Consider the following 23,405-nt stretch of genomic DNA (forward strand, 5'->3'; position numbering starts at 1 on the left):
AATACTATTTATATATACAGAATTTTTTTCTTCTATTATTAATGTTGTTTCATGCGTCCTTCTTTTTGCAACTCTTTAAATAGTGCTGCAATCATAAAGAAAATAACAAATACGAACGGGAAGGCCGCAATAATCGACGCAGTTTGCAGCGCCTCTAATCCTCCGACATACAATAAGATCGAAGCTAACGCCGCTAGAACAATACCCCAAACCATTTTAATACGATTTGGTGGGTTTAAGCTACCATGTGTCGTTAACATCGCTAGAACAAACGTAGCAGAGTCTGCCGATGTAATAAAGAATGTTGAAATAAGTAAAATAGCTAACACACATAAAGCCGGTCCTATACTACCCATTTGGTCTAACATAGCAAACAATCCTACTTCTGTGCCCATTTCTTTAATTTGTCCATATATATTTGCACCATCAAATAGCTCCATGTGAATACCTGTTCCTCCGAAAACAGAGAACCAAAGCGCACCAATTACTGTTGGTACGAGTAACACACCAACAACAAATTCACGAATTGTACGCCCGCGTGACACACGAGCAATAAACGTACCTACGAATGGTGACCATGCAATCCACCATGCCCAGTAGAAAATTGTCCATGACTGAATCCATTGATTTCCGCCTTCATTTAATGGACTTAAACGGAAACTCATACTTGGCAATTCTTGAATGTATGAACCGATTGTTGAAGTGAAATAATTCATAATAAAGTTTGTTGGACCTGCAAATAATACAATTATCATAAGTGCAAACGCTAAAATAATATTCGCATTACTTAAATATTTAATTCCTTTATCGAGTCCCGTTTGCGCAGATAGCATATAAAGAACAGTTACAATTCCGATGATTACTAGCTGTGTCGGTAATGAGTTTGGAATGGATGTTAAATAACTAACACCACCCGCAATTTGCTTTGCCCCAAGTCCTAATGATGTCGCCACACCAAATACTGTTGCAAACACAGCTAGAACATCAAACATATGGGCAATACGGCTATGTTCACCGCCTTTAAATAGCGGACCGACCGCCGCACTAATTGTACTTGCTCTTCCTTTTCTAAATGTAAAATACGCAATACATAATGCTACAAGTGCATATAATCCCCACGGATGTAATCCCCAATGGAAAAATGAGAAACGAAGTGCAAGGCGTGCACTCTCTTCAGTCGCACTCTCTCCAAACGGAGGTGTGTATAAATGGTTCATCGGTTCTGCGACGCCCCAGAAAACCAAACCGATTCCCATACCGGCACTAAATAACATAGCAAACCATGTCATATAACTATAATCAGGTTCATCATCATCTTTACCTAAACGAATCGAACCGTACTTAGAAACAATTAAGAAAATAGCAATTCCTAAGAAAATAGAAACGGAAATAATATAGAACCATCCAAACTTACTAACTAACGCAGCTTGAATTACAGTCGTTACATTTCCTAAGCTACCTTTTCCAATAATAGATTCGGGAATAATCCCCCAAAGTGTAAATGCAATACATAATGTTAATGAGACAATAAATGTTTTCGTCAGTTTCCTCATCAAATCCCCCTTCGTATGTTTCATTTCTTGTAAAAATCATAAATTCCGATATGTTAAATCGGATAGAAAACCATAGTTTTTTGTGGTGATTTTCTTTCGGCTCTCTCAAGTTTGCCTTCACCAATTAGAGTTCTTATGGACAGCCTTACCTTCCGTACAACCTTTCCACTCTGCAAGAGCTACAAGATTGGAATACTACTGTCAAATTGTGTGAGAAAAATACGGATGGGAAGAGATTTTCCCAAAAAAGGATGTGTTACAGTTTTAAAAAAGGGCAGATTTATTCTTTACAACCCTTTCTTCTTGTAACAATTATGCGGTTTTTTGCTAGTATATAGCGCGTGTTTATAACTTCACAAACGAGATGTTTATGTTTATATAACTATATTACCCATAAAACGGTAAAATACTCAAGGAATGTAACTGTATAGTAATCATTATGTAACACCCCTGTAATATTTTTATTTGCACCGAAAAAAATATGTTGTATTAAATATTTTGAATATAACTAGAAACCTACTAATTATATGGAATGAAAAACGCTTTCCTCTCATTCTAGCTATATTACAAAGTGTTAACGACTTATTACGAATGGTTTGTAATTGTGTGTTTTCCAAAAATCCGAAAAAATCTGTTGCTATAATGAGGACACGAAAACAAACGCAATGGAGGCTATCATGAAAAAATTAATTGGAATAGCAACAGCAGCAGTTTTTGGTCTTGGGATTTTCACCGCATCTGCTAATGCAGAAACTGTTGTAACAACAGACGTACTAAACGTACGAGAAAACCCTACTACTGAATCAAAAGTTGTCGGTAAATTACAGAATGGTCATAAATTAGATGTTCTAAATACAGAAAACGGATGGTCACAAATCAAATTAGATGGTAAAGACGCATTCGTAAGTGCAGAGTTTACAAAGAACTCTTACTATGTAACAGCTAACGTATTAAATGTACGTGCTGAAGCGAACACAAACTCAGAAATTCTTGGAACGCTTAAGAAAGACGATATGATCGAAACAACGAACCAAGTACAAAATGAGTGGTTACAATTTGAATATAATGGGAAAACAGCTTATGTTCACGTTCCTTTCTTAACAGGTACAGCACCTGTTATCGAGAAACAAGAACAACCTGCTCCTGCTAAAACTGTAGCACCAGCTAAAGCTCAAGCACCTGCAGCACAAGCAAAACCAGCTGCTAAGCCTGCTGTGAAAGCTGCTGAGACTAGCACACCTTCTGGTGGTCGTGAGTTAACAGTTGTAGCTACTGCATATACAGCTCACCCAAGTGAAAACGGTGGCACATACGGCGGCCGTGTATTAACTGCAATGGGTCATGACTTAACAGCGAACCCAAACATGAAAATGATCGCTGTTGACCCGAAAGTAATCCCATTAGGATCTAAAGTATGGGTAGAAGGTTACGGAGAAGCTATCGCTGGAGATACTGGCGGTGCAATTAAAGGTAACCGTATCGACATCCTACTTGGATCAGATAGCGCTGCTCAAAAATGGGGACGCAAAACTGTTAAAGTGAAAATTTTAAAATAACCAATGACTGCTAAATTACAGCCGGTTCTCTTTATTGAGAGCTGGCTTTTATTTTTTATATAATACATATAAGGAGGTGACGTCCATGAATTTACAAGCTAAGGTAGACTGGGTCGGTACACCAAAGCCGTACATATATAAAGATGATGTAACATATGATGCAATCGCAATTGACTTCTCACTAACAAACGATGACAATCGCTATAAATTAATTGTGCTCAAGTCTGAAGAAAATACACATTACAAACTCGTACAATACGGAATAAAACCAGGCTCTCAAAAACCATTCCCTATTGATATTCCATTCGAGCAAGAAATGCTACCGCTCATAAAGCAAATATTAAATGATCCATATGTACAAGCGATATTAAAGGAAGCCCGCTTCTAATTGCAAAAAAGGATATCACCTATTAGAATTTCCCAACTAGGTGATATCCTTTTTACTTTCCCTTGAACACGAGTAGAGAAAATTATATCAACGGTTCAACATGGAATATCGATTTACCGTCAAAGATTGACAATAACGGCAAGCTACCTAAAGAAAGAGGCTGTTCAAAATTGAACAGCCTCTTTCTTATATTAATGAGTCGGACCAGATACTTCCTCTGATTTCAGCGTATTATTCGCTCCAAGAGAATGGTACAATATCTTTCCATTTCCATTAACAGTAACGATATGGTCATTATTAAAGCTCTTGAATTTTACAGAGCCGTCACCGTAACGAATATGATATTCTTCATATGTCGTTACTTTATATTTCGTTGCACTTTGACGTTCTACATTGCGAATATTCATTGTCAATAAATCTTCTGTAATTCCTTTTTTGTGTAGATATTGTAAGTAATCACGGTCTTCCTTATACGATTTCCCGCTCTTATCATAATCATTTTCAATTAAACTAAAATCGTTTAATGCAATTGCACGCACGTTATTATAAATATGATTTTGTACAAAATCTCCAACCGCTGAACTAGAAGCTTCTTTTGGGAACTTTAAGTAATATGTACTTTGATCTCCAACTTTAATACTTTCAGATTTCATCACACCAAATTCAGCGTTTTTCTCTAAATGTACTTCTACCGTTTCATCCGTTGGTACAGGACCAAGTTTATAACTTCCGTAATTTAACTTTCCACGTTTCTTGCCATTAACAAATACAGTTGCATCATTTTCATCAGATGAAATGGTTACATAATTTCCTTCAAGTGATAAATTCACTTCTACTGTCCCATTCTTTTCATCTGCTAAATCCACTTCTTTTTCTGTCTCTAATTCAGCAAGTTCCGTCTTCGCCTTTGCCTTTACAACATAAGCACCCGGGAAGTATGGACCTAATTCTTTCGAAGTTTTATCACTAGAAAGCTCTGTTTCTTTTTTATCATTCACATATATTTCAGCATTCTTTGCAGTTGTGCTAACATTCATGTAATACGACTTCATGCTGAACTTATACTTCGGATACAAGAACCATTCTTTCCCGTCTTCTATAATTTTCCCATCTTTAAAAGATGCTTTATCACTTGCTAACTTTTGATCTACTGTCTCTCTTTGCAAATATGATAACAGTTCTTTATTATAAGAAGGATTCTCTTTTAAATAACGGATATACGCCTTAATATCTTCTGTCTTAACCTTTAAGGTTGGATCGTCTACTTTCAAAATCTCATCGATTGCATTCACATCTTTATTTTGGAATGCTTCAATCATTGCATTTACTTGCTTTTCCTTCGAAAACTTGCTCGCACCGAATTTATATGCGCCAAACAAAATAGCAAAAACAATGACAAAACCTATAAGTAAAAACATGTTCTTCTTACTTTTCACTGACTTTGTTTCTCTACGCATTTCTGAGTGAGAAGAAGCTGTTTGATCAGCAATTTCTTCTACTTTACTTCCGCAATCAGGACAAAAGTTCAAATGATCCGCAACTTGTTTATTGCATGTTCCACAAAACTTCAAGTATTTCTCCCCCTTATTTTTTCACTAATTTCATACCCGCGAATGTTAATACGTAAGAAATAAGAAAACTACCTACTATTAAATATAGCGTGTTACTTTGAATAGATAATATCGGTCCAGAAATTCCAGCGAACTCCTTCATAATTTCCTTACTTCCTGAAGCTGTAATATGAATTTTTGCTAATCCATTTATACAAAGCATCATCACTGTATAAACAGCACTAAACACTGCTATAGTTACGTACATATTTCGCATACGATATTGAGCCAATTTCATTCCAGCCCTAACTAGTAGAATACATGGTAGAAGAATTAATAATCCCCACCAATGTAAATACGAATTAAAATCATCAATATCTTTTATACGATCAGCACTAGCACCATTAGCGATTTCCAGGTCTTTTAAAGACGTACCCTGTATTGATATGCCTGACATATACGATACATGCAGTGGCCCTTTTTCGACTGAATATCTATGCATTTCTCTCTCCATATTTCCCCACTCAATTTCAGTTGGAGAAAGGTGGGCCATATTCCACATGAAAGGTGTTGCTTCTAAAGAAAGTAATACTTTATACGCCTTCTCTGGAAAATCAATTGGACCCATTGATTTTGAACTACTAAATAAAATCGTAATAAGTATAATACCAAATGTAATAAGTAGTCCTTTCAAAACAGTCACTATACTATAATAAATAGACGTTACATACGGGACAAACTGACTAGTAGAAGAAAGCATACGATGCGGTCCTGCTTCAATACTCATACCAATAAAGCTGAATAATAGGCCAAATATAATACCAAACAATAAACTAACAACATGAGAATATACAACATCAATAGTCATCGTTTGATAGAAATAAGAAATAGATGTAGAAGAACTTGCTATAAAGCTTACAATACATAAGAAAATACCGTATATCATGCCAATTACACATGATGTCATGAACTTCTCTCGCCAACTAATTGAAGGTTTGTTTCTTTCAACAAAAAATCCACTTCCACCTAATATAAGTGCCGGAATAGTTACCAAGATGAATAATGGCATATGAAGAAGGAATGACATCGTGTATGCCCCGCTCCCGCTAATTTCAATACCTATTAAATGACACATTAAAATTAATGGTGCTATACCAATAAATGATTGATTAATGGTAGTCATATTCAACATACCATCCGTATTTCTAACCGCTGTCTCCACTACATCATTTATAGCAGAATCTATTATTAAACTGCCAATGAAGCCTGCAATGAACATACATACAATTGCAAAAGCACCACCGAATAATCCTTTTTTCAGCATACTTCCTGATGCATTTACATGTAATTGCGCTCCTGCATTTGGTAATTTCATGTTCGATTCTTTTCGGGCGACTCCTAATAAAGAATCACCGCATTTCTCACAATATGTAGCATATTCTTTACTTTCCTGTCCACATGTTCGGCAATACTTCGAAGATTGCGGGACTAACATAACATGGCTATCTATACTATCCGTACTTGAGCCGTCATGTGTACAATAGTTTACTGCCTCAGGCTGTTCTAAACCGCAAATTTTACAATACATGTTCCTCACTCCTTACTTTGCTTCATACCACATGCTGGACAGAATGTAGCTTCCGTTGCAATTTGTTCACCACATGAAGAACATGCTTCTTTTTCAATATTTTTTGATTGAAGGAGTAACTCATTTTCTTTACCACACTGCCCGCAAAATTTATCATTTAATGATAATGGACCACCGCAACTACACTGTCCTTTTTGTTCTTGTCTCTGTAAATTAGAAATTTGTCTGCGCGTGTTATAAATAGCAACATCAAGCTCTTGCACTGGTGCTACAATAGCTTTCAACAAATCTATTCGAACTTCATCATCACGAAGTTGCATATATACCGTTTGACCAAGTTCAAGTAAAATTTCAGTTTTTCCTTGTAACTTCTCTTGTGTAATCTTCTTTAATTGCGCCATTTCCTGTGCTACTTGCAACTTCATCTTGCCTTGCTCAATTCCCTCTTGCAACTTATTCATGCCATTACCAAACTTCGATTGTAAATCTGACAAACAAATTCTCTCCTTTTAATTACATAGTAATATACAAAATTAACATTATATATATTACCATGATTTTCTAATTGTGTAATTAGAATTTCATTTTTTCTGTTTTGAGCATTTTTTGTTTATAATGGTAAAGGAAAGAAATCTGTGTACGGAGGAATATTATGCTGCAAGACTCAATTAAGAAAGATGAAATTATGATGATTGCGAATGAGTTCGTTCAAGGGCTTGATCCACAGCAAGTTGCTGATCAAGAGCATGTCGCTACAGCTCGGCAACTATATCGTAGTGGTGTTGTCTATAACGTTGACTTTGATGGCTATACGCTATCCGGAACTGTAAATGCTGAAGGCAGTGTATATAGTGTTCACATTCCGATTCGTAATGTCACTGAAAGCTATTGCGATTGCTTCGCGCCAACGCAATGTCAGCATATGCTTGCTGTGTTACTATCTGCAGCTTCTAGTTTTGGGCAAGTAGGAGATGTATTAACTTTATTCAAAAATAATACAAAACCTTCTCTTCCTCCTATTCGAACTGCACGACAAGTATTGCAATCATCAGCTTTTGAAGAAATGGATTATAAAAGTTGGCAAACATACTTTGAAAATGAATATGAATCATTTAAAAAAGAACAAGCGCGGCTCACTTATAAACAAATGTATTTTCTTATGAGTCTTTTTACAGACTTCTATACAAAATTAGAACGGAAAGCTCCGCGCATCGTTGCTATTCATGAATTATTTAAGTTGCACGCGGCACTTTATTGCTTTCAAAAATTATTAGAAGAAATTCAAGAATTTGAAGCAAACAAACTATATTCTTATCACCAACCAGTTAACGTCGTTCGCCTATTCGTTGATAAAGTTGAATCTACCGTTAGGGACCTAAAAACAGAGACGATTCCAGAAGAATCCAAACCGATTTTAGAAGAAACAGCGCGGCTCATACATGAATCATTCTTCTCTACCGATGCCTATACACAAGAGCGATTCTTCATTTATCGTCACGTATGGGGTGAACTGTTAAGAACAGAGGAGCAGCTACAAGAAGAAAAAAAACGAATCGATACTAAAATCAATCCACTTTCCAAAGCATTAGCATCTTCTCACCTGCTCTTTTTAAACGGTGAAGATGTATCGGCAATGGAATTACTGGAAAAACAGCCTTCTTCTGTTGTGAGCCTTTACTTCTATTGGTTAGAAGAGTTATTAAGTGCGATGGAGTGGGACCGCGGGAAAGATTGGCTTTCCTTTACTTATAAACAAGTAAAAGAAACGATAACGGAACAAGAAAATACCGTCTTCATACAAGATATCGTTCGATTATTTGTGATGATGTATGAGACATATGCAACGCATACGAATGAACAAGCGGGATTAGAAATGATTTTACAAGAACTATTACCGTATAGTTTCACAAATTATGAACAATATGTACTTGCGAAGAAACAATATCATGCATGGACGGAACTTCAGCTCTTATATGGATTCGAAGTAATCGAACTTTTGAAAGAACCATTGAAAGATATTGAAAAAGAAGCGCCCGAAGCAGCACTTCCTCTTTATCACCATGCCGCAATGGAAGCAATTGAAGAGCGAAATCGCAAATCATATAAACGTGCCGTTCGTTACTTAAAGAAATTACGTATGCTTTATAAACGACTGAAGCGAACTGATGAATGGGATGCTTTCATTATTCATATCGCTAACTTACATTCACGTCTGCGTGCGCTACAAGAGGAATTACGGAGAGGAAAATTAATCGATGATCATACAAACTGAAGTAACAATTAGGCTCCAGCACGTTAGTCAAGGTTGGTTCCTTTGGGGAGAAGATGATAGCGGTACGCTCTTATCCGTAGCAACTTGGAAAAAAAATGCATTCGCATGGCACTCTACTTCTTTCTACGGAACGTTTTTAAAAGAAGCAACGTATGAGGGAAAACAAGGCGTTATGTTAACGAATGCACAGGCATTTGAATACATCGCAAATAAACCGATGAATTCATTTGCAAATATGCAAATGAACGGTCCTATTACGGCACTTACAAAGGACGCAAGTGAATTATGGGACGCTTTCGTCAGCGGCAGCTTCGCACCTGACATGAAGCATTGGTCTCAGCAGCCATCTTGGAAAGTTCAGAATACTTCAATTGAAGATGACATGTTAGCATCTCTTTTCTCTGCCGCTGTGAACGAAAGTATTTTGCAAGATGCTCGCTCAAATGACGGATGGGAAGATGCAAAGAGACTATACGAACATTACGACTTTACGAAAAGGCAATTGGAAGCAGCACTACATGAAGAGGATTGGCTTCGAAAAATTGGTTACATTGAAGATGACCTTCCATTTACAGTCGGCTTAAGACTACAAGAACCGCAAGAAGAACTTGAAATGTGGAAGCTTGAAACAATCGTTACACCAAAACGTGGTGCACATCGCATATATGTATATGAAAGTATCGATTCCTTACCAAAACGATGGCACGATTACGAAGAACGGATCCTTGAAACACAAGAAGGATTCAGTAAGCTCGTACCGTGGCTAAAAGAGGACGACAAGTTCCGAGAAGAACTCTTTGAAACGGAAGCTTGGAACTTCTTAACCGAAGCAAGTAATGAATTACTGGCAGCAGGTATTACAATTTTACTACCATCATGGTGGCAAAATTTAAAAGCAACAAAACCGAGGTTGCGTGTACAGCTGAAGCAAAGTACAGCACAAACACAGTCTTTCTTCGGCATGAATACGCTCGTTAATTTCGACTGGCGCATTTCAACGGACGGAATTGATTTATCAGAAAGCGAATTTTTCGAACTCGTTGAACAAAACAAACGTCTTTTCAATTTAAATGGTCAATGGATGAGACTTGATCCTGCCTTTATTGAAGAAGTAAAAAAACTAATGCACCGTGCCGATAAATATGGACTTGAAATGAAAGATGTGTTGCAGCAACATTTATCTAATACGGCAGAAACAGAAATTGTAGAAGACGATAGTCCGTTTACCGATATTGAAATCGAGCTAGATGGATATTACGAAGAGCTTTTCCAAAAACTTCTACACATTGGAGATATTCCAAAAGTAGATGTACCATCTTCGCTACAAGCAACACTCCGTCCGTATCAACAACACGGTGTTGAGTGGTTACTATACTTACGAAAGCTTGGATTTGGAGCGTTATTAGCCGATGATATGGGACTCGGAAAAAGTATTCAAACGATAACTTACTTACTATACGCTAAAGAAAACAATCTCCAAACAGGTCCTGCATTAATTGTGGCACCAACATCAGTCCTTGGAAATTGGCAAAAAGAATTTGAGCGTTTCGCACCAAGCTTACGTGTTCAGTTACACTATGGAAGTAACCGATCTAAGGATGAGTCATTTAAAGATTTTCTTCAATCAGCAGATGTTATATTAACTTCTTATGCATTAGCTCAGCTTGATGAAGAAGAACTTAGTACGTTATGCTGGGACGCTGTTATTTTAGACGAAGCACAAAATATAAAAAACCCACATACGAAACAGTCGAAAGCAGTAAGAAACCTACAAGCAAATCACAAAATTGCTTTAACCGGTACACCGATGGAAAACCGACTTGCTGAGCTTTGGTCTATTTTCGACTTTATCAATCATGGGTATCTCGGAAGCTTAGGACAATTCCAGCGCCGCTTCGTCACACCGATTGAAAAGGACCGCGATGAAGGAAAAATCCAGCAAGTTCAGCGGTTTATCTCGCCGTTTTTACTGCGTCGTACGAAGAAAGATCAAACGGTCGCATTAAACTTGCCAGATAAACAAGAACAGAAAGCTTATTGTCCACTAACTGGCGAACAAGCTTCCTTATATGAACAACTTGTTCAAGATACATTACAAAATGTAGAAGGATTAAGCGGAATTGAAAGACGCGGATTTATATTACTTATGCTGAACAAGCTAAAACAAATTTGTAATCACCCAGCCCTTTATTTGAAAGAAGAAGAACCACAAAATATCGTCGAGCGCTCTATGAAAACAAAAACGGTAATGGAGCTCATCGAAAATATAAAAGACCAAAATGAAAGTTGCTTAATCTTCACTCAGTACATTGGCATGGGGAACATGCTAAAAAGTATGTTAGAAGAAACATTCGGTCAGCGCGTCCTCTTCTTAAACGGGAGCGTACCGAAGAAAGAGCGTGACAAGATGATTGAGCAGTTCCAAAACGGAACGTATGACATCTTCATCTTATCGTTAAAGGCCGGCGGAACAGGATTAAACTTAACTGCCGCCAACCATGTTATTCACTATGACCGTTGGTGGAATCCAGCTGTAGAAAACCAAGCAACAGACCGTGCTTATCGCATCGGTCAAAAACGCTTCGTTCACGTTCATAAGCTTATTACAACGGGAACACTTGAAGAGAAGATTGATGAAATGTTAGAACGAAAACAATCATTAAACAACGCCGTCATTACAAGCGATAGTTGGATGACCGAACTATCAACCGACGAACTAAAAGAATTACTTGGCGTATAAAGTGAAGGCTTTTACGGGCAGTTAATGCGGGATAAATGAAAAAGGAGCAAATCTCTAACTGAGATTAGCTCCTTTTTCTATTCCAAAACCAATTGCTTATTATAATTCCTGTTAACCCGCCGCACGTATCAAGCAATGAATCTTGCCACATCGGTGTACGGTCCCCCGTAAACCATTGATGAATTTCATCAAATGTTGCATACCCCGCAACGAAAAGGAGGGCGTATGCAAAGCACCTTTTTCTCGAATGACCCGATCGATGAAAAGCATAATACGTCAATGAACCGAGCATAAAGAACACCATAAAATGAGCACCTTTACGAAGGAAAAACTCAACAAATCCACCTACACCTTTATTTGCGATACTAACAGGTGTACCTCCCCCATAATCGATAGATACCCATGAAAAATGCTCTTTCACAAACTCAGCATTTACATATTGCTCAATATCCGAGCGCATATCCTGTTTTTTATATGGCTGTGCTGAAGAATAGAAAATAATCCCCATCCATAGTAATACAGGAATCCAAAATAACCATTTACGATTCATTCTCCCGAAAACCCCTCTCTTAGTCTTTTAAGAGTACCAAAAAAAAGAAAAAATTTCACGCCAAAACATGACATTTACACCCTATTTATAAAGTGAAAGGGGGTGATAAACATGGCAGTTGAAACAATCGTAATGGATTTAACTTTACGCCTTGTATTAAACGGAGGATTAGACAAAAACGGTAAAACAGTTTTTAAGAACAAACAATTCAAACGTGTGAAAACAAATGCAGATTTAGGAAAAGTACATGAAGTAGCACGTGCTCTTGCTTCACTACAACAATCATCACTTCACGCTGTACAACTTGTAAGCACGTCAGATCTTTCTAATCTATAATTAAAAAGGAGGGAATAAAGCATGCAAGTACTAGAGTTAATTTTCGTGAAAGAAGATGGAAAAACAGTTGCCTTTTCTATCGAAAATCCCATCACACCAGTAAATGAACTAGTCGTAAATCAAGTAATGGATACCATTCTTTCTTCATCTGTATTTTCATCAATTAGTGAAAATACTCGTAAAAAAGGGGCTCGCCTCATAGAAAAAAACGTATCTGAAGTTCAGATTACTCCGTAAATCAAAAAGACGAATCTGCATTATTTTGCAGATTCGTCTTTTTTCTTCGGCATTTCAATTGGAATAAAGATGTTTGAAAAACCAACACAAACATACTTATAATTCTCTCCGCCTAAATCAAACTCTGTCGTATATGTTGAGAAGAAAATATAATCATTTCGCTTTGTATAATGCTCAATTAATAATCCAACTTGTGGTTCAACATACTTATTTGCTAATTTCTTTCCCGCTGATGCTAGATCGCCAAGTATACCCTCTTTGTTTTCTTTCTCAACCTCTTCTAGCTTCTTACTCACATCATTACGCTTCATAAATTGTTTTGCTGCCCAATCCGTATATTCTCCCTTACCCGGATTACTGTTTGCTAAATAAACTAAGAGAACAACAGCTAGAGCCATAATAATATACTTTTTCTTCATGCTATATCACCGCCTACTCTTTTCTATTTTCATATATATGTACAAGCGATGCAAATTAGAAAGACTATCATCTATTGATTGTAAACGAACCGTAAAAATTTACAATACGAAACAAAAGATTAATAATAATTTTACATAATTCGTATATAATTATATTCGGAATAACAATTTTTATAAGGGAGGATTTTAGAATCATGGATAATGAGAATGATATTTTTATTTCTAGTTCTACAATGATGCTCGAACCTTGCAAACACCCTTATTACCGGACAAAAATTATCGACAGTAGCGGAAACCCTCTGCACTCTTGCCAAACAGCTATCCAACTCATAAAGAAATCTTGTCTAACACATGTTCATTCTACTTATCAAGGTAGACGTCATGCAGTCCAAATAAACTTTAAGCTCAAACAAAATGTTCCAATTCCAATTAATCACAAAGAATATATTTGCGTTTTCCCAACAGAATCTCCTTCTTCTCCAAGCTGCATTTGGTTGTTCTATAACCATATAGATGAGATAGAGTTTTCCAAAAAAACTAACAAAGCTAACATTCATTTTTTTAACGGAACTACCATAACAATACAAATAGGTTCTCATAAGTTACAGCAACAATTTTTGAAAGCTGGACATGTATTATCCCGAATGAACATAAAAGATTCACTACACTCAAAAACCCTCTTGCCACATTTACTGCCTTAAAATAAATAGAATGGAAGGCAATATTTCTCTTGCCTTCCATTCTACTTATTATTCTTATCCCCTTACACTATCCCTCATTTTCTCAAGCGCTTGTCGATATACCCATCTCACTTGATAGTACGTCATCCCCATTTCAGAAGCTATCTCCCCCATATTTTTCCCTGTAAAAAATCGCTCTGAAATGATGTGCTTCTCCTTCTCATCTAACACACTCATAAAGTCCTTCGCTCTCGTTCCCACATCTTCACACTCAAATCGTTCCTCATACTCATCGGTGCATACATACCTCTCTTGCACTACACATTCTTTCTCCAATCTTCCCAATATATAACCACGTACTGTTACGACAGCATAAGCAGGAAAACTCCCTTTCTCCTCCTCATACCTTTCATAAGCATGCCAAAGACCAATTAAACCACATTGATAATACTCTTCATAATCTTGGTAAATATTTAACCTCTTTATTTGATTTACAATCATACCTTCATACAAAACAACCGTATCTGCAAAAGTCGCTGGCTTCACACAGTGCCCGTTTCTAAAAGGTATACCTCTTAAGTATTCCGCGGTACCTCTACAATATAAAATGAGAAAGGAAATTTCATTGTGGATAATTTCAAATACTGCTGCTGGAATTTGAAATTACACTAGGCAGTATTTTAAATTCTGTTTGAGGTATTTGAAATAGGAGTAAAAATAAAAAAGGTGACTCTAGGAAGAGTCACCTTTTTTATTTTATTATTGGAACATACCTTTTACCGCACCAAATCCAATAGTTAAGATAAAGAAGACAACCATAAGAATTGTTGCTTTCTTTTTACTTAAACCAGCCGTAATTTGAAGACCTAACCATGTAATAACAAATCCCCAAATTGTGAACACTTCAATATTATTTGCAATACCTTTTGCAACACCACCGCTTGAAGCGAAAATCGGTCCTAAACCAGTATACATTTCTTGTCCTGATCCGCCTAAAACAAGTGCTAAAACTGTGTTTATTAATAAACCAAGTAATGAAATAATGCTTGAGTACACACTGATTGTTAATAATTTCTTATAAGAAGTATCATTGCTCATTAACATCATAAATATTTTATACACTGCTGCACTAATAAAGAAACTAATCGCCATACCAATAGCACCAAATACTGCACCCGTACCAAACGACATTATAGGTGTAACGCTAACACCCAAATCCTTATTCATCTTAATCGCCTCAGGGGTTAGGGAGTACACATAAGCAGCAAGGCCTGCAACAAGTCCACCTAATAAAACAAGTATCCAAAATGCACCCCATACCGCATTACTCGTCTTCATTCTCTCAAACTGTAAACCAGGAGAAGTAATCATTCCAAATAATGATGGCTTCTCTCCTTCAACCTTTTGCGTATTCAAATTCGCTTCCATTATAACGCCTCCTTCTATTTATATAACCCGTTCTAACGGGCGGTTCACATCCTCATTTAGAGGCTACGAACCGCCCACTAGAACGGTAATGTGTAGTAGAGACTCCCTTCTCTACTACACTAATAATTTACTCATAACGAAGTGCTTCAATTGGATCTAATTTCGCAGCTTTGTTCGCTGGAATTAATCCGAAGATAATACCTAGTGTCATAGAGAACAATACTCCCCCAACGACAACTTCCCATGAAACGAGCGGTGGCCACTTCGCAAATGTGGAAACGATATATGCCCCGCCATACCCAAGACCAATTCCGATTAAACCACCTAGAAGCGTTAGCATAACTGCTTCAATTAAAAACTGTAATAAAATTTTACTACGTGTTGCTCCAAGTGCCTTACGCACCCCAATTTCACGTGTACGCTCTGTTACAGATACGAGCATGATGTTCATTACACCGATACCACCAACGACTAATGAAATACCAGCGATACCGCCGATGATCATCGTCATAATATTAGTCATTTTTGAAATACCTTCTTGAAGTTCTTTTAAATTCATAACCTCGTATTTACCAGTTGCATCACTCGGTTTACGACTATTTAAGACATCTGCAGCTTTTTTACCTGCTTTTTCTAGATTATCTACATTTTTTGCTTGAACAGAAATATTTTGAATTTCATCTTTTCCATACAGTGTCGGCCATAATGAAATTGGAACTAGTGCTTCTGATGGTCCCATTCCCATAAACTCGTTATCTGATTTATAGACACCAATAATTTGCATCGGTTGACCTTTCATTTCAATAATTTTACCGACTGGATTGGCATCCTTAAACACCTTTTCTTCCATTTGTTTACTAATCATGACAACATTATTACCTTGATCCACATCTGATTCTTGTAAAGAACGTCCCTTTAACAACTTTACTTTATTTACTGCAAAGTACTCACTGTCTAATCCAGTAATATTCACCATTTCTATTTTATCTTCAATATCAAGTGGTTCCATACTTGAATTTGTTGTTACAACATGTGCGATATCTGGAATTTTTTTAATTTCAAAAATATCTTCTTCAGTTATCTTCGGTGCTTCTATCATCCCCATACCAAAAGGATCATTCATATCGGCACTATAATGAATCGGAACCGTTTGATTACCTGACCCAACAAATTGAGATTTCAGTGCAGCTTCCCCGCCTTGCCCAATCGCAACGACGGTAATAATAGAACCAACACCGATAATAATTCCAAGCATCGTCAGAGCTGAGCGTAGTTTATGAGCTAAAATAGAAGATAAGGCAATTTTCATACTATCTAGTAAGCTCATACCGCACACCTTCTATCTTCTGTAATTTTCCCATCTCGCAACACAATACGGCGGGAAGAATAAGCAGCTACTTCCTCTTCATGCGTAACCATAACAATCGTCGTACCTTCTGCATTGAGCTTCGTGAAAATATCCATAACTTGTGCACCAGACTTCGTATCAAGTGCACCTGTCGGCTCATCGGCCATAATAAACGTTGGATTATTTGCAATCGATCTCGCAATCGCTACACGTTGCTTCTGTCCACCTGATAACTCACTAGGTAAATGATGGACTCTATCTGATAATCCAACTTTCCCAAGCGCTTCAAGGGCTCTCTGACGACGCTCTGCTTTCTTCACCCCACCGTAGATGAGCGGAAGTTCAACGTTTTCCACTGCGGAAAGACGCGGCAGCAAATTAAAGTGCTGGAACACAAAGCCGATATATTCATTACGAATTAAAGCTAGTTTTGACTCGTCTGCTGTTAAGATATTCACATCATTCAACATATATTCACCTTCTGTTGGACGATCTAAACAACCGATAATATTCATAAGCGTTGATTTACCAGAACCAGACGGTCCCATAATAGAAACGAACTCACCGCTTTGAATTGTTAAACTAATACCATGTAAAATCGGCACTGCCAATTTTCCTTGATAATATGTTTTAGCAATATTATTTAACGTAATCATTTCTCTTTCACTTCCATTCCGTCATACACGTCGTCGGAAGGATTTTTAACCACCTTTTGCCCCACTGTTGCGCCTTCAGTAATCTCTGTCCAATCTCCATCAGTAGAACCTTTTTTCACATTTTGTTTACGAAGCTTTCCTTTGTCTTCGATATAAACAAATGCATCTTCGCCTTTTTCTACAATGCTCTTACTTGGAACAGCAATCATCGTCTTATTCTCTAAATTTACTTGCAGAGAAACGTGATAACCTGGAGATAAACCATCTTGGCTATCAAGACTTGCTTTATATGTATATTGAGACATATTTTGAGTTCCCTCACCAGCGGCTTGAGCCATCTCTGCACTCGTTGGGAATTCACTTACTTCCGTAATCTTACCTGTCCACTTCTTCTTATTATTTGCTTTCGCAGTTACAGTGAACGTTTGATCTTTTTGAATTTGTGACTTTTGAAGCTCTGTTAAAGTCCCTTGAACCTGGAACGGGTCTTTAGAAGCAACTTGTAAAAACGCCTTTCCTTGACCACCTAATGCCTGAGATGAACTTTGTGCCGCATCTTTGTCTAACTTTTGTACAACACCAGTGAAATTACTATAAATCGTAAGTTCTTTCTGTTTTTTACTTAACTCTTCTTTTTGTAACTTCCCTTTTTCTTTCTCAAGATCAGTTGTTTTCTGAGCCATTTCTAACTCACTCACTTGCTCTTCCATTGGGTCTGTTACTTCTTTCCCAGCCCCACTATCTTTTACCTTCTTAATTTCTTTCTTCAATGAATCAATCTTCTTTTTCCCTTGATCATAACGCATATCAGCCATCTTCTGATCAAGCTCAGCTTGCTTCATTTGAAGATTAATTTCTTCATTATCATAAGAGAATAATTTCGTTCCTTTTTCTACCTCTTGTCCTTCTTTCACTGCAATATCTTTCACTTTTCCTTTAGTCGGATCTGCATAGAAACTTTCAATATTCCCTGGCTTCACCTGACCCGAAATTAACTTCGTATTATTAAGCTTACGCTCTGTCACTTTCTCAAAGCTCACAGCCTCATTCGTCGCTGTACCTTTCTTCTTACCTTGCATAACAAAAATATTAACTGCTGCTACAATAACAATTAGTGCAATAACTCCGATGATAATCCATTTCTTCTTCTTGTTTGGAGTACGAACCGTATTTGGTAACATATTCTCTCTCCTTTTATATCTTAATAGTTTAATAGATATTTAATTGTATAAAACTTTCGGAAAATTGCATCCCCACTTACATTGTTACACTCATTTTACAAAGTTTTACACAATCATTTATATTGTAACAAAAATACCAATGATTAGAAATATGACATTCTATCTTTTAAGATAGTTTTAAGGAAAGGTTTCCTTATATAAAAAAAAGCGATCCAAAATAATGATTGGATCGCTTTTCTAAATAAACTATTACGCTACTTTAGGAGTTTTTCTCTCATGTCCACGTTGAACGATAAATAAGAATACTGTTGATAAAATACCGCCTGCTAATAGTAAGATGAAGCAGCCATCCCAGCCAGAACGATCAACAATAACACCAATTGCTGCGTTTGCTACAAGACTTCCGCCTACATAACCGAACAGACCACACATACCAACTGTTGTACCTACTGCAAATTTCGGTACTAATTCCATCGCACTTAAACCGATTAAAAACTGTGGTACGTAAATTAAACAACCGATAATAGAAACTGCAATACTTACAACAAGTACGCTAGATGCTTGCCAATATACAACCGTACCAACAACAACTCCGGCCATACTCATAATACATAATGGCATACGTTTTCCTTTAAATAACTTATCACTTAAAAGACCAACGATTAATGAACTTGGAATTGCCATACCTTCAAAAATCGCGTATGCAGCATGCGCTTCTGCTTTTGAAAAACCTTTAACTGTCGTTAAATAAAGCGGAACCCAGTTAATAACACCGAAACGAATTAAGTAAACAAATGCATTTGCAATACATAAATACCAAACGAACTTATTTGTCACTACATATTTCATTAAAATTTCTTTTGGTGACATCTTATTAGCATTATCTGCTTTTTCAAGATTTTCATAATCATTACGATACTCATCAATTGGAGGAAGACCTTCAGATTCTGGTGTATCCTTCGCATTAATCCAAACAAGAACTGCAATTACCATTGCGATAATCGCTGGGAAAATAAATACCCCGCCCTGCCAATGATTTTCACCGAAAATACCTACACCAATTCCGACAAGGGGCGGTACTAGCATTCCACCAACGTTATGTGAAATATTCCAAATACCTGTTTTCGTACCACGTTCTTTCTTCGAGAACCATTTCGTCATAACGATACTACAAGGTGGTGCTCCCATACCTTGTACAATACCATTTAAGACAAGTAATGTAACAATCATCCCAAATGAAGATGCAAAGCCGAAGCAAATATTTACAAGCCCTGATAAGAATAATCCGACTGCGATAAAGCGCTGGGCGAAAGCTTTATCGGATAAATTCCCCATAAAGAACTTACTAAATCCATAAACAATTGCCATTACTGAACCTAGCAATCCAATTTCAGCTGTACTAAAACCATATTCTTGTACTAAATACGTACTTGATAACGTAAAGTTACTGCGAACTAAATAATAAGCAGCATACCCAACTGAAATTCCCATTAGCACACGAATACGTAATAATTTGTATACCCTGTCAATCATATCTGCCGGCAATCTCTCAATTGCAGGTGCTGGCTTAAGCCATTTAAACATATTCTTTCGTCTCCTTTTCTCACCGCTGAGAGAGACGCTGTCTATTCCATATCTCGATTATTCCACTATTTGATATATTTTTGTTCGTCCTTCTAACTGGCTGACCTTCTATCTCTTTCTGATTCTTCGCAAACATCGTTGGTACGCCAAACGAAACTTTTTCTAAAATGTGCCCCGCTTCTTCTGATAAACAATAATCAATAAATAAGTCCGCTATAAAACCACTCGGTGCACGCTTCAATTTCGAAATCGCATTAACAGATAAGCCTGTTTGCTCAGGTTCATTACTTACAATAGGAAAGCCTTGTTTCTGAAGCATTCTCTGATCTCCCGCAAAATTGATGCCTATCATATATTCACCGCTCGCAACCAGTTCTGCGGGCATATAACCATTCACCGTTACTTCACCAACTTGCCTTGCAAGATTCTTAACATACTCTTTCGCTTCTTCTTCACCTAAAGTATCAATAAGTGATTGAAACAAAGTATATGCTGTGCCGGAAACATTTGGATCAGGCATTGCAATCTTACCCGTATATACCGGATCTAATAAATCTTGCCACCTTGATGGATAGGGAAGACCGAGCGGCGCTATTTCTTCATTCCACCGCTCTTTATTAATCGCGATTGCCAGTTTCTCCACTTCATAACCGTACCAATAGCCATCTTTATCTTTAACAGTCTTTGAAATACGATTCGCATGCTGGGTCGTAACAGGAATAGAAAGGTTCTTTTGCTTCATCATCTGATGCGCATCTACTGTACCGCCAATAATAATATCCGCCTTCGGATTTCCAGCTTCCTCTTCTACTCTCCGAAGAAGTTCTTCTGTCGATAGACGAATAAATTCATATGTACACCCGCGTTGTTTACAAAATGACGAAAGCAAAGCTTCACCAACTTCCTCGCGGGCCGCTACATACGCAACGAGATGACGATCATCCAAAATAGGGAGACCACTTTTATTATATTTAATAGAGGTTGTATCTCGAGAGCAACTAGACATCGCTCCTCCGATTACTAGCAAAAAGAAGAAAAAGGCTATCTTTCTCATGACACACTCTCCTTTACAAGGGATTCTGCTAGGGAGCCCTTCATATACATGACATTCCCGTTATTATCACCGAGATATTGCACAACAAAGTACGATGGATACACAGAAATAGTTAGAATATCCTCCCGCTCATTCTTTACACGTTTGCCTGTTTTATAGGCAGTAATATAAGCAATCGGCTCATTCTGTGATTGTAATAATTTCTGAATTTCTCCGTAATCTGTAATTTGCTTTGCGTATCGAATAGAATCAAATATTTGCGTAAGATCTATAGTACGTATTACATCCCCTTGCCTCACTACAACTTCCTTTGCCTCCGCAAAGAAATTACTAATGCGCTCTGGTGTATAATACAGACTTAACAAATACGTTTGAAATGCTGAGATCATCGGATCCGTGCCATTCTTTCCGTATACATTAGCCTCGTACTGGAACAAGTCACCTACTGCAAAAGTACGTTTATGTCCATTCAAGTACGTTACTTCTCCAGTAAATACTTGTTCTTGATTCCTCGCTTCTCTCGGTTCTATTCGAATTCGGTCAAAGAATGAAACAATCGTATGCAAACGAACTTCATCCGTTACAACAATTTCTCCCCACTTCTCATGCCTTACTTTCACTTCAGTAGGAAGGGATTCATTCACTCTTTGTAAAACGGCTTGTTTGTCATCCACAATTGTGATTCGATTATATATTTGCTTCTCAATAACATAAAACAAAATAAGAGAAACGATCATACAAAAGACAAACATAAGAATTTGAAATGATAGCCTTTTCATTTCTGCCTACCTCCAAGATAAAAAAACGTTGTTTCGAAAATACCGCATAATTGTTTCATAAATGTATCATTTAACCGCTTTCAAGTTTTTTATGTCTTCCATCCGTCTCGGAAGTAAAAATGTAATGCATATTGTAGTTCCCATTTCTTCACTACTCTCAATTCGCATACTTCCGCCTTGCTTCTTCATAATCTCCTGACAAATGTATAAGCCATAGCCATTCCCGTAACTTGAAGGAAGCACCTTACCTTCCGGAGACTCATTCCATTCTGCAAGCACACCTTCATCCATACCAATACCATCATCATGAACAAAAACTTTCGCTTCCTGCTCATTTATAATTACATTCATACGAACTTGCGTAGCATCACTATATTTAATCGCATTATCAAGCACATTCAAGAAAATTTGCTTCGTCTTATCAAAATCCGCAACGACGTGTACTTCTGTTAACTCATTCATAACTTCAATTTCAAACTGCTGCAACCTAAGTTTCACAATCGAAACCGCTTCTTCTGCCAATTCTTTAATATTCACGACTGTAGGTGACACTTCAAACGTACTCTTCCCGTACTTTGAAGACTTAAGTAATTCCTCTACAAGTGATAATAGACGCTCACTTTCTACAGACACATAACGGAGGCTCTCCTGCACATCCTCCTTCGACTGCAACTTCGGAATTAAATCCACATAACCGATAATCGCTGTTAGCGGTGTTTTCAGCTCATGCGTAATGCGGTCCAAGAAATCTTTCTGTTTCTCTTTCTCTTCCTTCAGCTGCTTAATATGCAGCTCAATCCCATCAGCCATCGCATTAAAGGACGCTGAAAGCTGCGCAATTTCCACATACTCATTCAGCTCAATCTTACTTTCATAATCTCCATTCGCAAGCCGATATGCCATTTGCCTTAACTGATCAATTGGTTTATGAAGAGACTTCGCCAAACGAATCGCAAAGAAAATACCAGCAGCTACTAAACAAAGCGACGTCATTAAAAACGTCCAACTCACATTTGTTAAAACTTCCTTCTCATCCGTTAACTCATTTATAAAACGAATACTCCCAATGACATCGTTTCCATAATAAACCGGACTTGAAAACAAAAGAATCGGAGCTGGGTCTCCCTCCTCGAAAACATAAGATTTCTTTCCCTTCAAAGAACTCTCAATGTCAATATTCCGATGAAGTAACGCTCCTTTTTGTGTATCTGCAACAACATCTCCATTCTTCCCAATCATCTGCACCCGGACATCCATTCGCTTCGCTAAATACGAAGCAATTAAAAGCGAATTAGGACCTAACGTCTCAACTTCTGCTTCTTTCTCTAAATAATTCATCGTATAAATTTGCGCTTCCACACTTAACTTTTCTAAGGAATCTGCCGCATTATGATACACATTCTTCTCCAGTGCAATATAAACAACCGCATACAAAAGAACAAGAATTGGAATCAACAACCCAACTATTCCAAACACCATATTTCGTTTTAAAGACATATCATCACC

At 37.3% G+C, this 23,405-nt stretch carries 22 protein-coding genes; 7 read left to right on the forward strand and 15 right to left on the reverse strand.

The genetic code is table 11. The features are described from left to right. Positions 1 to 38 precede the first annotated feature (38 nt). The gene (gene opuD, locus NSS74_RS22635) at positions 39 to 1,553 is read right to left on the reverse strand and encodes a glycine betaine transporter OpuD (protein WP_340814358.1); all 1,515 of its coding nucleotides are present in this window, start codon (positions 1,551 to 1,553) and stop codon (positions 39 to 41) included. A 677-nt stretch (positions 1,554 to 2,230) separates the two neighbouring features. Here opuD and NSS74_RS22640 point away from each other — a divergent pair. Together NSS74_RS22640 and NSS74_RS22645 are read left to right on the forward strand one after the other, a co-directional pair. Further along, positions 2,231 to 3,109 carry a cell wall-binding protein EntA gene (locus NSS74_RS22640; protein WP_002167369.1) on the forward strand — a complete coding sequence of 293 codons (879 nt, stop codon included), beginning with the start codon at positions 2,231 to 2,233 and terminating at the stop codon, positions 3,107 to 3,109. Between the two features lie 85 nt (positions 3,110 to 3,194). Further along, a complete protein-coding gene (locus NSS74_RS22645; RefSeq protein WP_002034795.1) occupies positions 3,195 to 3,497 on the forward strand; it encodes a DUF3910 family protein in 303 nt (100 codons plus the stop codon). A 191-nt stretch (positions 3,498 to 3,688) separates the two neighbouring features. On the opposite strand, the gene NSS74_RS22650 is transcribed toward NSS74_RS22645, so the two are convergent. Genes NSS74_RS22650 through NSS74_RS22660 form a run of 3 tightly spaced genes read right to left on the reverse strand, consistent with a single transcriptional unit; the run spans position 3,689 to position 7,129 of the window. Continuing rightward, the gene (locus tag NSS74_RS22650) at positions 3,689 to 5,068 is read right to left on the reverse strand and encodes a zinc ribbon domain-containing protein (protein ID WP_078421823.1); all 1,380 of its coding nucleotides are present in this window, start codon (positions 5,066 to 5,068) and stop codon (positions 3,689 to 3,691) included. 13 nt (positions 5,069 to 5,081) lie between these two features. Beyond that, a complete protein-coding gene (locus tag NSS74_RS22655) occupies positions 5,082 to 6,635 on the reverse strand; it encodes a hypothetical protein (protein ID WP_340814361.1) in 1,554 nt (517 codons plus the stop codon). Positions 6,636 to 6,640: 5 nt separating this feature from the next. Beyond that, on the reverse strand, positions 6,641 to 7,129 hold the full coding sequence (locus tag NSS74_RS22660) for a zinc ribbon domain-containing protein (RefSeq protein ID WP_340814363.1): 489 nt from the start codon (positions 7,127 to 7,129) through the stop codon (positions 6,641 to 6,643). Between the two features lie 158 nt (positions 7,130 to 7,287). Here NSS74_RS22660 and NSS74_RS22665 point away from each other — a divergent pair, with 158 nt between their 5' ends. Further along, positions 7,288 to 8,907: an SWIM zinc finger family protein gene (locus NSS74_RS22665; RefSeq protein ID WP_215588618.1), complete on the forward strand. Its 1,620-nt coding sequence runs from the start codon at positions 7,288 to 7,290 to the stop codon at positions 8,905 to 8,907. Continuing rightward, positions 8,891 to 11,647: a DEAD/DEAH box helicase gene (locus NSS74_RS22670; protein WP_002129993.1), complete on the forward strand. Its 2,757-nt coding sequence runs from the start codon at positions 8,891 to 8,893 to the stop codon at positions 11,645 to 11,647. Before NSS74_RS22665 ends, NSS74_RS22670 begins: the two co-directional genes overlap by 17 nt. A gap of 64 nt (positions 11,648 to 11,711) precedes the next feature. On the opposite strand, the gene NSS74_RS22675 is transcribed toward NSS74_RS22670, so the two are convergent. Beyond that, positions 11,712 to 12,197 (reverse strand): VanZ family protein, encoded by a 486-nt coding sequence (locus NSS74_RS22675; protein ID WP_002143802.1) that lies wholly within the window; start codon positions 12,195 to 12,197, stop codon positions 11,712 to 11,714. 111 nt (positions 12,198 to 12,308) lie between these two features. On the opposite strand from NSS74_RS22675, the gene NSS74_RS22680 reads away from it, so the two are divergent. Both NSS74_RS22680 and NSS74_RS22685 read left to right on the forward strand, forming a co-directional pair. Further along, on the forward strand, positions 12,309 to 12,533 hold the full coding sequence (locus NSS74_RS22680; protein WP_002016256.1) for a DUF1659 domain-containing protein: 225 nt from the start codon (positions 12,309 to 12,311) through the stop codon (positions 12,531 to 12,533). Between the two features lie 21 nt (positions 12,534 to 12,554). Further along, positions 12,555 to 12,770 carry a DUF2922 domain-containing protein gene (locus tag NSS74_RS22685; RefSeq protein ID WP_002034804.1) on the forward strand — a complete coding sequence of 72 codons (216 nt, stop codon included), beginning with the start codon at positions 12,555 to 12,557 and terminating at the stop codon, positions 12,768 to 12,770. A 20-nt stretch (positions 12,771 to 12,790) separates the two neighbouring features. On the opposite strand, the gene NSS74_RS22690 is transcribed toward NSS74_RS22685, so the two are convergent. Continuing rightward, a complete protein-coding gene (locus NSS74_RS22690; protein ID WP_002034805.1) occupies positions 12,791 to 13,189 on the reverse strand; it encodes a DUF4359 domain-containing protein in 399 nt (132 codons plus the stop codon). 194 nt (positions 13,190 to 13,383) lie between these two features. Here NSS74_RS22690 and NSS74_RS22695 point away from each other — a divergent pair, with 194 nt between their 5' ends. Beyond that, entirely contained in the window at positions 13,384 to 13,890 is a 507-nt protein-coding gene (locus tag NSS74_RS22695; RefSeq protein WP_340814367.1) for a competence protein ComK, read from the forward strand. 54 nt (positions 13,891 to 13,944) lie between these two features. Here NSS74_RS22695 and NSS74_RS22700 read toward each other — a convergent pair whose 3' ends face one another. The 9 genes from NSS74_RS22700 to NSS74_RS22740 all read right to left on the reverse strand — a co-directional run bounded on the left by NSS74_RS22700 (position 13,945) and on the right by NSS74_RS22740 (position 23,396). Continuing rightward, positions 13,945 to 14,415: a sigma-70 family RNA polymerase sigma factor gene (locus NSS74_RS22700; RefSeq protein ID WP_002034807.1), complete on the reverse strand. Its 471-nt coding sequence runs from the start codon at positions 14,413 to 14,415 to the stop codon at positions 13,945 to 13,947. A gap of 213 nt (positions 14,416 to 14,628) precedes the next feature. Beyond that, positions 14,629 to 15,297, reverse strand: coding sequence for a Yip1 family protein (locus NSS74_RS22705; protein WP_098635171.1), 669 nt, complete (start codon positions 15,295 to 15,297; stop codon positions 14,629 to 14,631). Between the two features lie 127 nt (positions 15,298 to 15,424). Then, positions 15,425 to 16,624: an ABC transporter permease gene (locus NSS74_RS22710; RefSeq protein WP_340814368.1), complete on the reverse strand. Its 1,200-nt coding sequence runs from the start codon at positions 16,622 to 16,624 to the stop codon at positions 15,425 to 15,427. Continuing rightward, complete coding sequence (locus NSS74_RS22715; RefSeq protein ID WP_016121077.1) at positions 16,621 to 17,301, reverse strand: ABC transporter ATP-binding protein; 681 nt, start codon at positions 17,299 to 17,301, stop codon at positions 16,621 to 16,623. The genes NSS74_RS22710 and NSS74_RS22715 overlap by 4 nt, the downstream gene beginning before the upstream one ends. After that, a complete protein-coding gene (locus tag NSS74_RS22720; RefSeq protein WP_340814369.1) occupies positions 17,298 to 18,482 on the reverse strand; it encodes an efflux RND transporter periplasmic adaptor subunit in 1,185 nt (394 codons plus the stop codon). Before NSS74_RS22720 ends, NSS74_RS22715 begins: the two co-directional genes overlap by 4 nt. Positions 18,483 to 18,731: 249 nt before the next feature. Continuing rightward, positions 18,732 to 20,066 (reverse strand): MFS transporter, encoded by a 1,335-nt coding sequence (locus tag NSS74_RS22725; RefSeq protein ID WP_340814370.1) that lies wholly within the window; start codon positions 20,064 to 20,066, stop codon positions 18,732 to 18,734. 19 nt (positions 20,067 to 20,085) lie between these two features. Further along, positions 20,086 to 21,120, reverse strand: coding sequence for an ABC transporter substrate-binding protein (locus NSS74_RS22730; RefSeq protein ID WP_340814371.1), 1,035 nt, complete (start codon positions 21,118 to 21,120; stop codon positions 20,086 to 20,088). Further along, the gene (locus NSS74_RS22735; RefSeq protein WP_340814372.1) at positions 21,117 to 21,899 is read right to left on the reverse strand and encodes a DUF3919 family protein; all 783 of its coding nucleotides are present in this window, start codon (positions 21,897 to 21,899) and stop codon (positions 21,117 to 21,119) included. The genes NSS74_RS22730 and NSS74_RS22735 overlap by 4 nt, the downstream gene beginning before the upstream one ends. A 66-nt stretch (positions 21,900 to 21,965) precedes the next feature. Continuing rightward, entirely contained in the window at positions 21,966 to 23,396 is a 1,431-nt protein-coding gene (locus NSS74_RS22740; RefSeq protein ID WP_002034822.1) for a HAMP domain-containing sensor histidine kinase, read from the reverse strand. Positions 23,397 to 23,405 lie beyond the last annotated feature (9 nt).

Origin of the sequence: Bacillus sp. FSL E2-8868, assembly GCF_038005505.1 — a bacterium.
In the GTDB taxonomy this organism is placed as follows: Bacteria; Bacillota; Bacilli; order Bacillales; family Bacillaceae_G; genus Bacillus_A; species Bacillus_A mycoides.

Excerpts from the sequence above, each read along its gene's own strand:
- NSS74_RS22705 (WP_098635171.1), bottom strand. The coding sequence starts at position 15,297 with ATGGAAGCGAATTTGAATACGCAAAAGGTTGAAGGAGAGAAGCCATCA.
- NSS74_RS22720 (WP_340814369.1), bottom strand. The coding sequence starts at position 18,482 with ATGTTACCAAATACGGTTCGTACTCCAAACAAGAAGAAGAAATGGATT.
- NSS74_RS22725 (WP_340814370.1), bottom strand. The coding sequence starts at position 20,066 with ATGTTTAAATGGCTTAAGCCAGCACCTGCAATTGAGAGATTGCCGGCA.
- NSS74_RS22690 (WP_002034805.1), bottom strand. The coding sequence starts at position 13,189 with ATGAAGAAAAAGTATATTATTATGGCTCTAGCTGTTGTTCTCTTAGTT.
- NSS74_RS22740 (WP_002034822.1), bottom strand. The coding sequence starts at position 23,396 with ATGTCTTTAAAACGAAATATGGTGTTTGGAATAGTTGGGTTGTTGATT.
- NSS74_RS22645 (WP_002034795.1), top strand. The coding sequence starts at position 3,195 with ATGAATTTACAAGCTAAGGTAGACTGGGTCGGTACACCAAAGCCGTAC.
- NSS74_RS22680 (WP_002016256.1), top strand. The coding sequence starts at position 12,309 with ATGGCAGTTGAAACAATCGTAATGGATTTAACTTTACGCCTTGTATTA.
- NSS74_RS22715 (WP_016121077.1), bottom strand. The coding sequence starts at position 17,301 with ATGATTACGTTAAATAATATTGCTAAAACATATTATCAAGGAAAATTG.
- NSS74_RS22640 (WP_002167369.1), top strand. The coding sequence starts at position 2,231 with ATGAAAAAATTAATTGGAATAGCAACAGCAGCAGTTTTTGGTCTTGGG.
- NSS74_RS22670 (WP_002129993.1), top strand. The coding sequence starts at position 8,891 with ATGATCATACAAACTGAAGTAACAATTAGGCTCCAGCACGTTAGTCAA.
- NSS74_RS22730 (WP_340814371.1), bottom strand. The coding sequence starts at position 21,120 with ATGAGAAAGATAGCCTTTTTCTTCTTTTTGCTAGTAATCGGAGGAGCG.
- NSS74_RS22710 (WP_340814368.1), bottom strand. The coding sequence starts at position 16,624 with ATGAGCTTACTAGATAGTATGAAAATTGCCTTATCTTCTATTTTAGCT.
- NSS74_RS22655 (WP_340814361.1), bottom strand. The coding sequence starts at position 6,635 with ATGTATTGTAAAATTTGCGGTTTAGAACAGCCTGAGGCAGTAAACTAT.
- opuD (WP_340814358.1), bottom strand. The coding sequence starts at position 1,553 with ATGAGGAAACTGACGAAAACATTTATTGTCTCATTAACATTATGTATT.
- NSS74_RS22685 (WP_002034804.1), top strand. The coding sequence starts at position 12,555 with ATGCAAGTACTAGAGTTAATTTTCGTGAAAGAAGATGGAAAAACAGTT.
- NSS74_RS22735 (WP_340814372.1), bottom strand. The coding sequence starts at position 21,899 with ATGAAAAGGCTATCATTTCAAATTCTTATGTTTGTCTTTTGTATGATC.
- NSS74_RS22665 (WP_215588618.1), top strand. The coding sequence starts at position 7,288 with ATGCTGCAAGACTCAATTAAGAAAGATGAAATTATGATGATTGCGAAT.
- NSS74_RS22695 (WP_340814367.1), top strand. The coding sequence starts at position 13,384 with ATGGATAATGAGAATGATATTTTTATTTCTAGTTCTACAATGATGCTC.
- NSS74_RS22675 (WP_002143802.1), bottom strand. The coding sequence starts at position 12,197 with ATGAATCGTAAATGGTTATTTTGGATTCCTGTATTACTATGGATGGGG.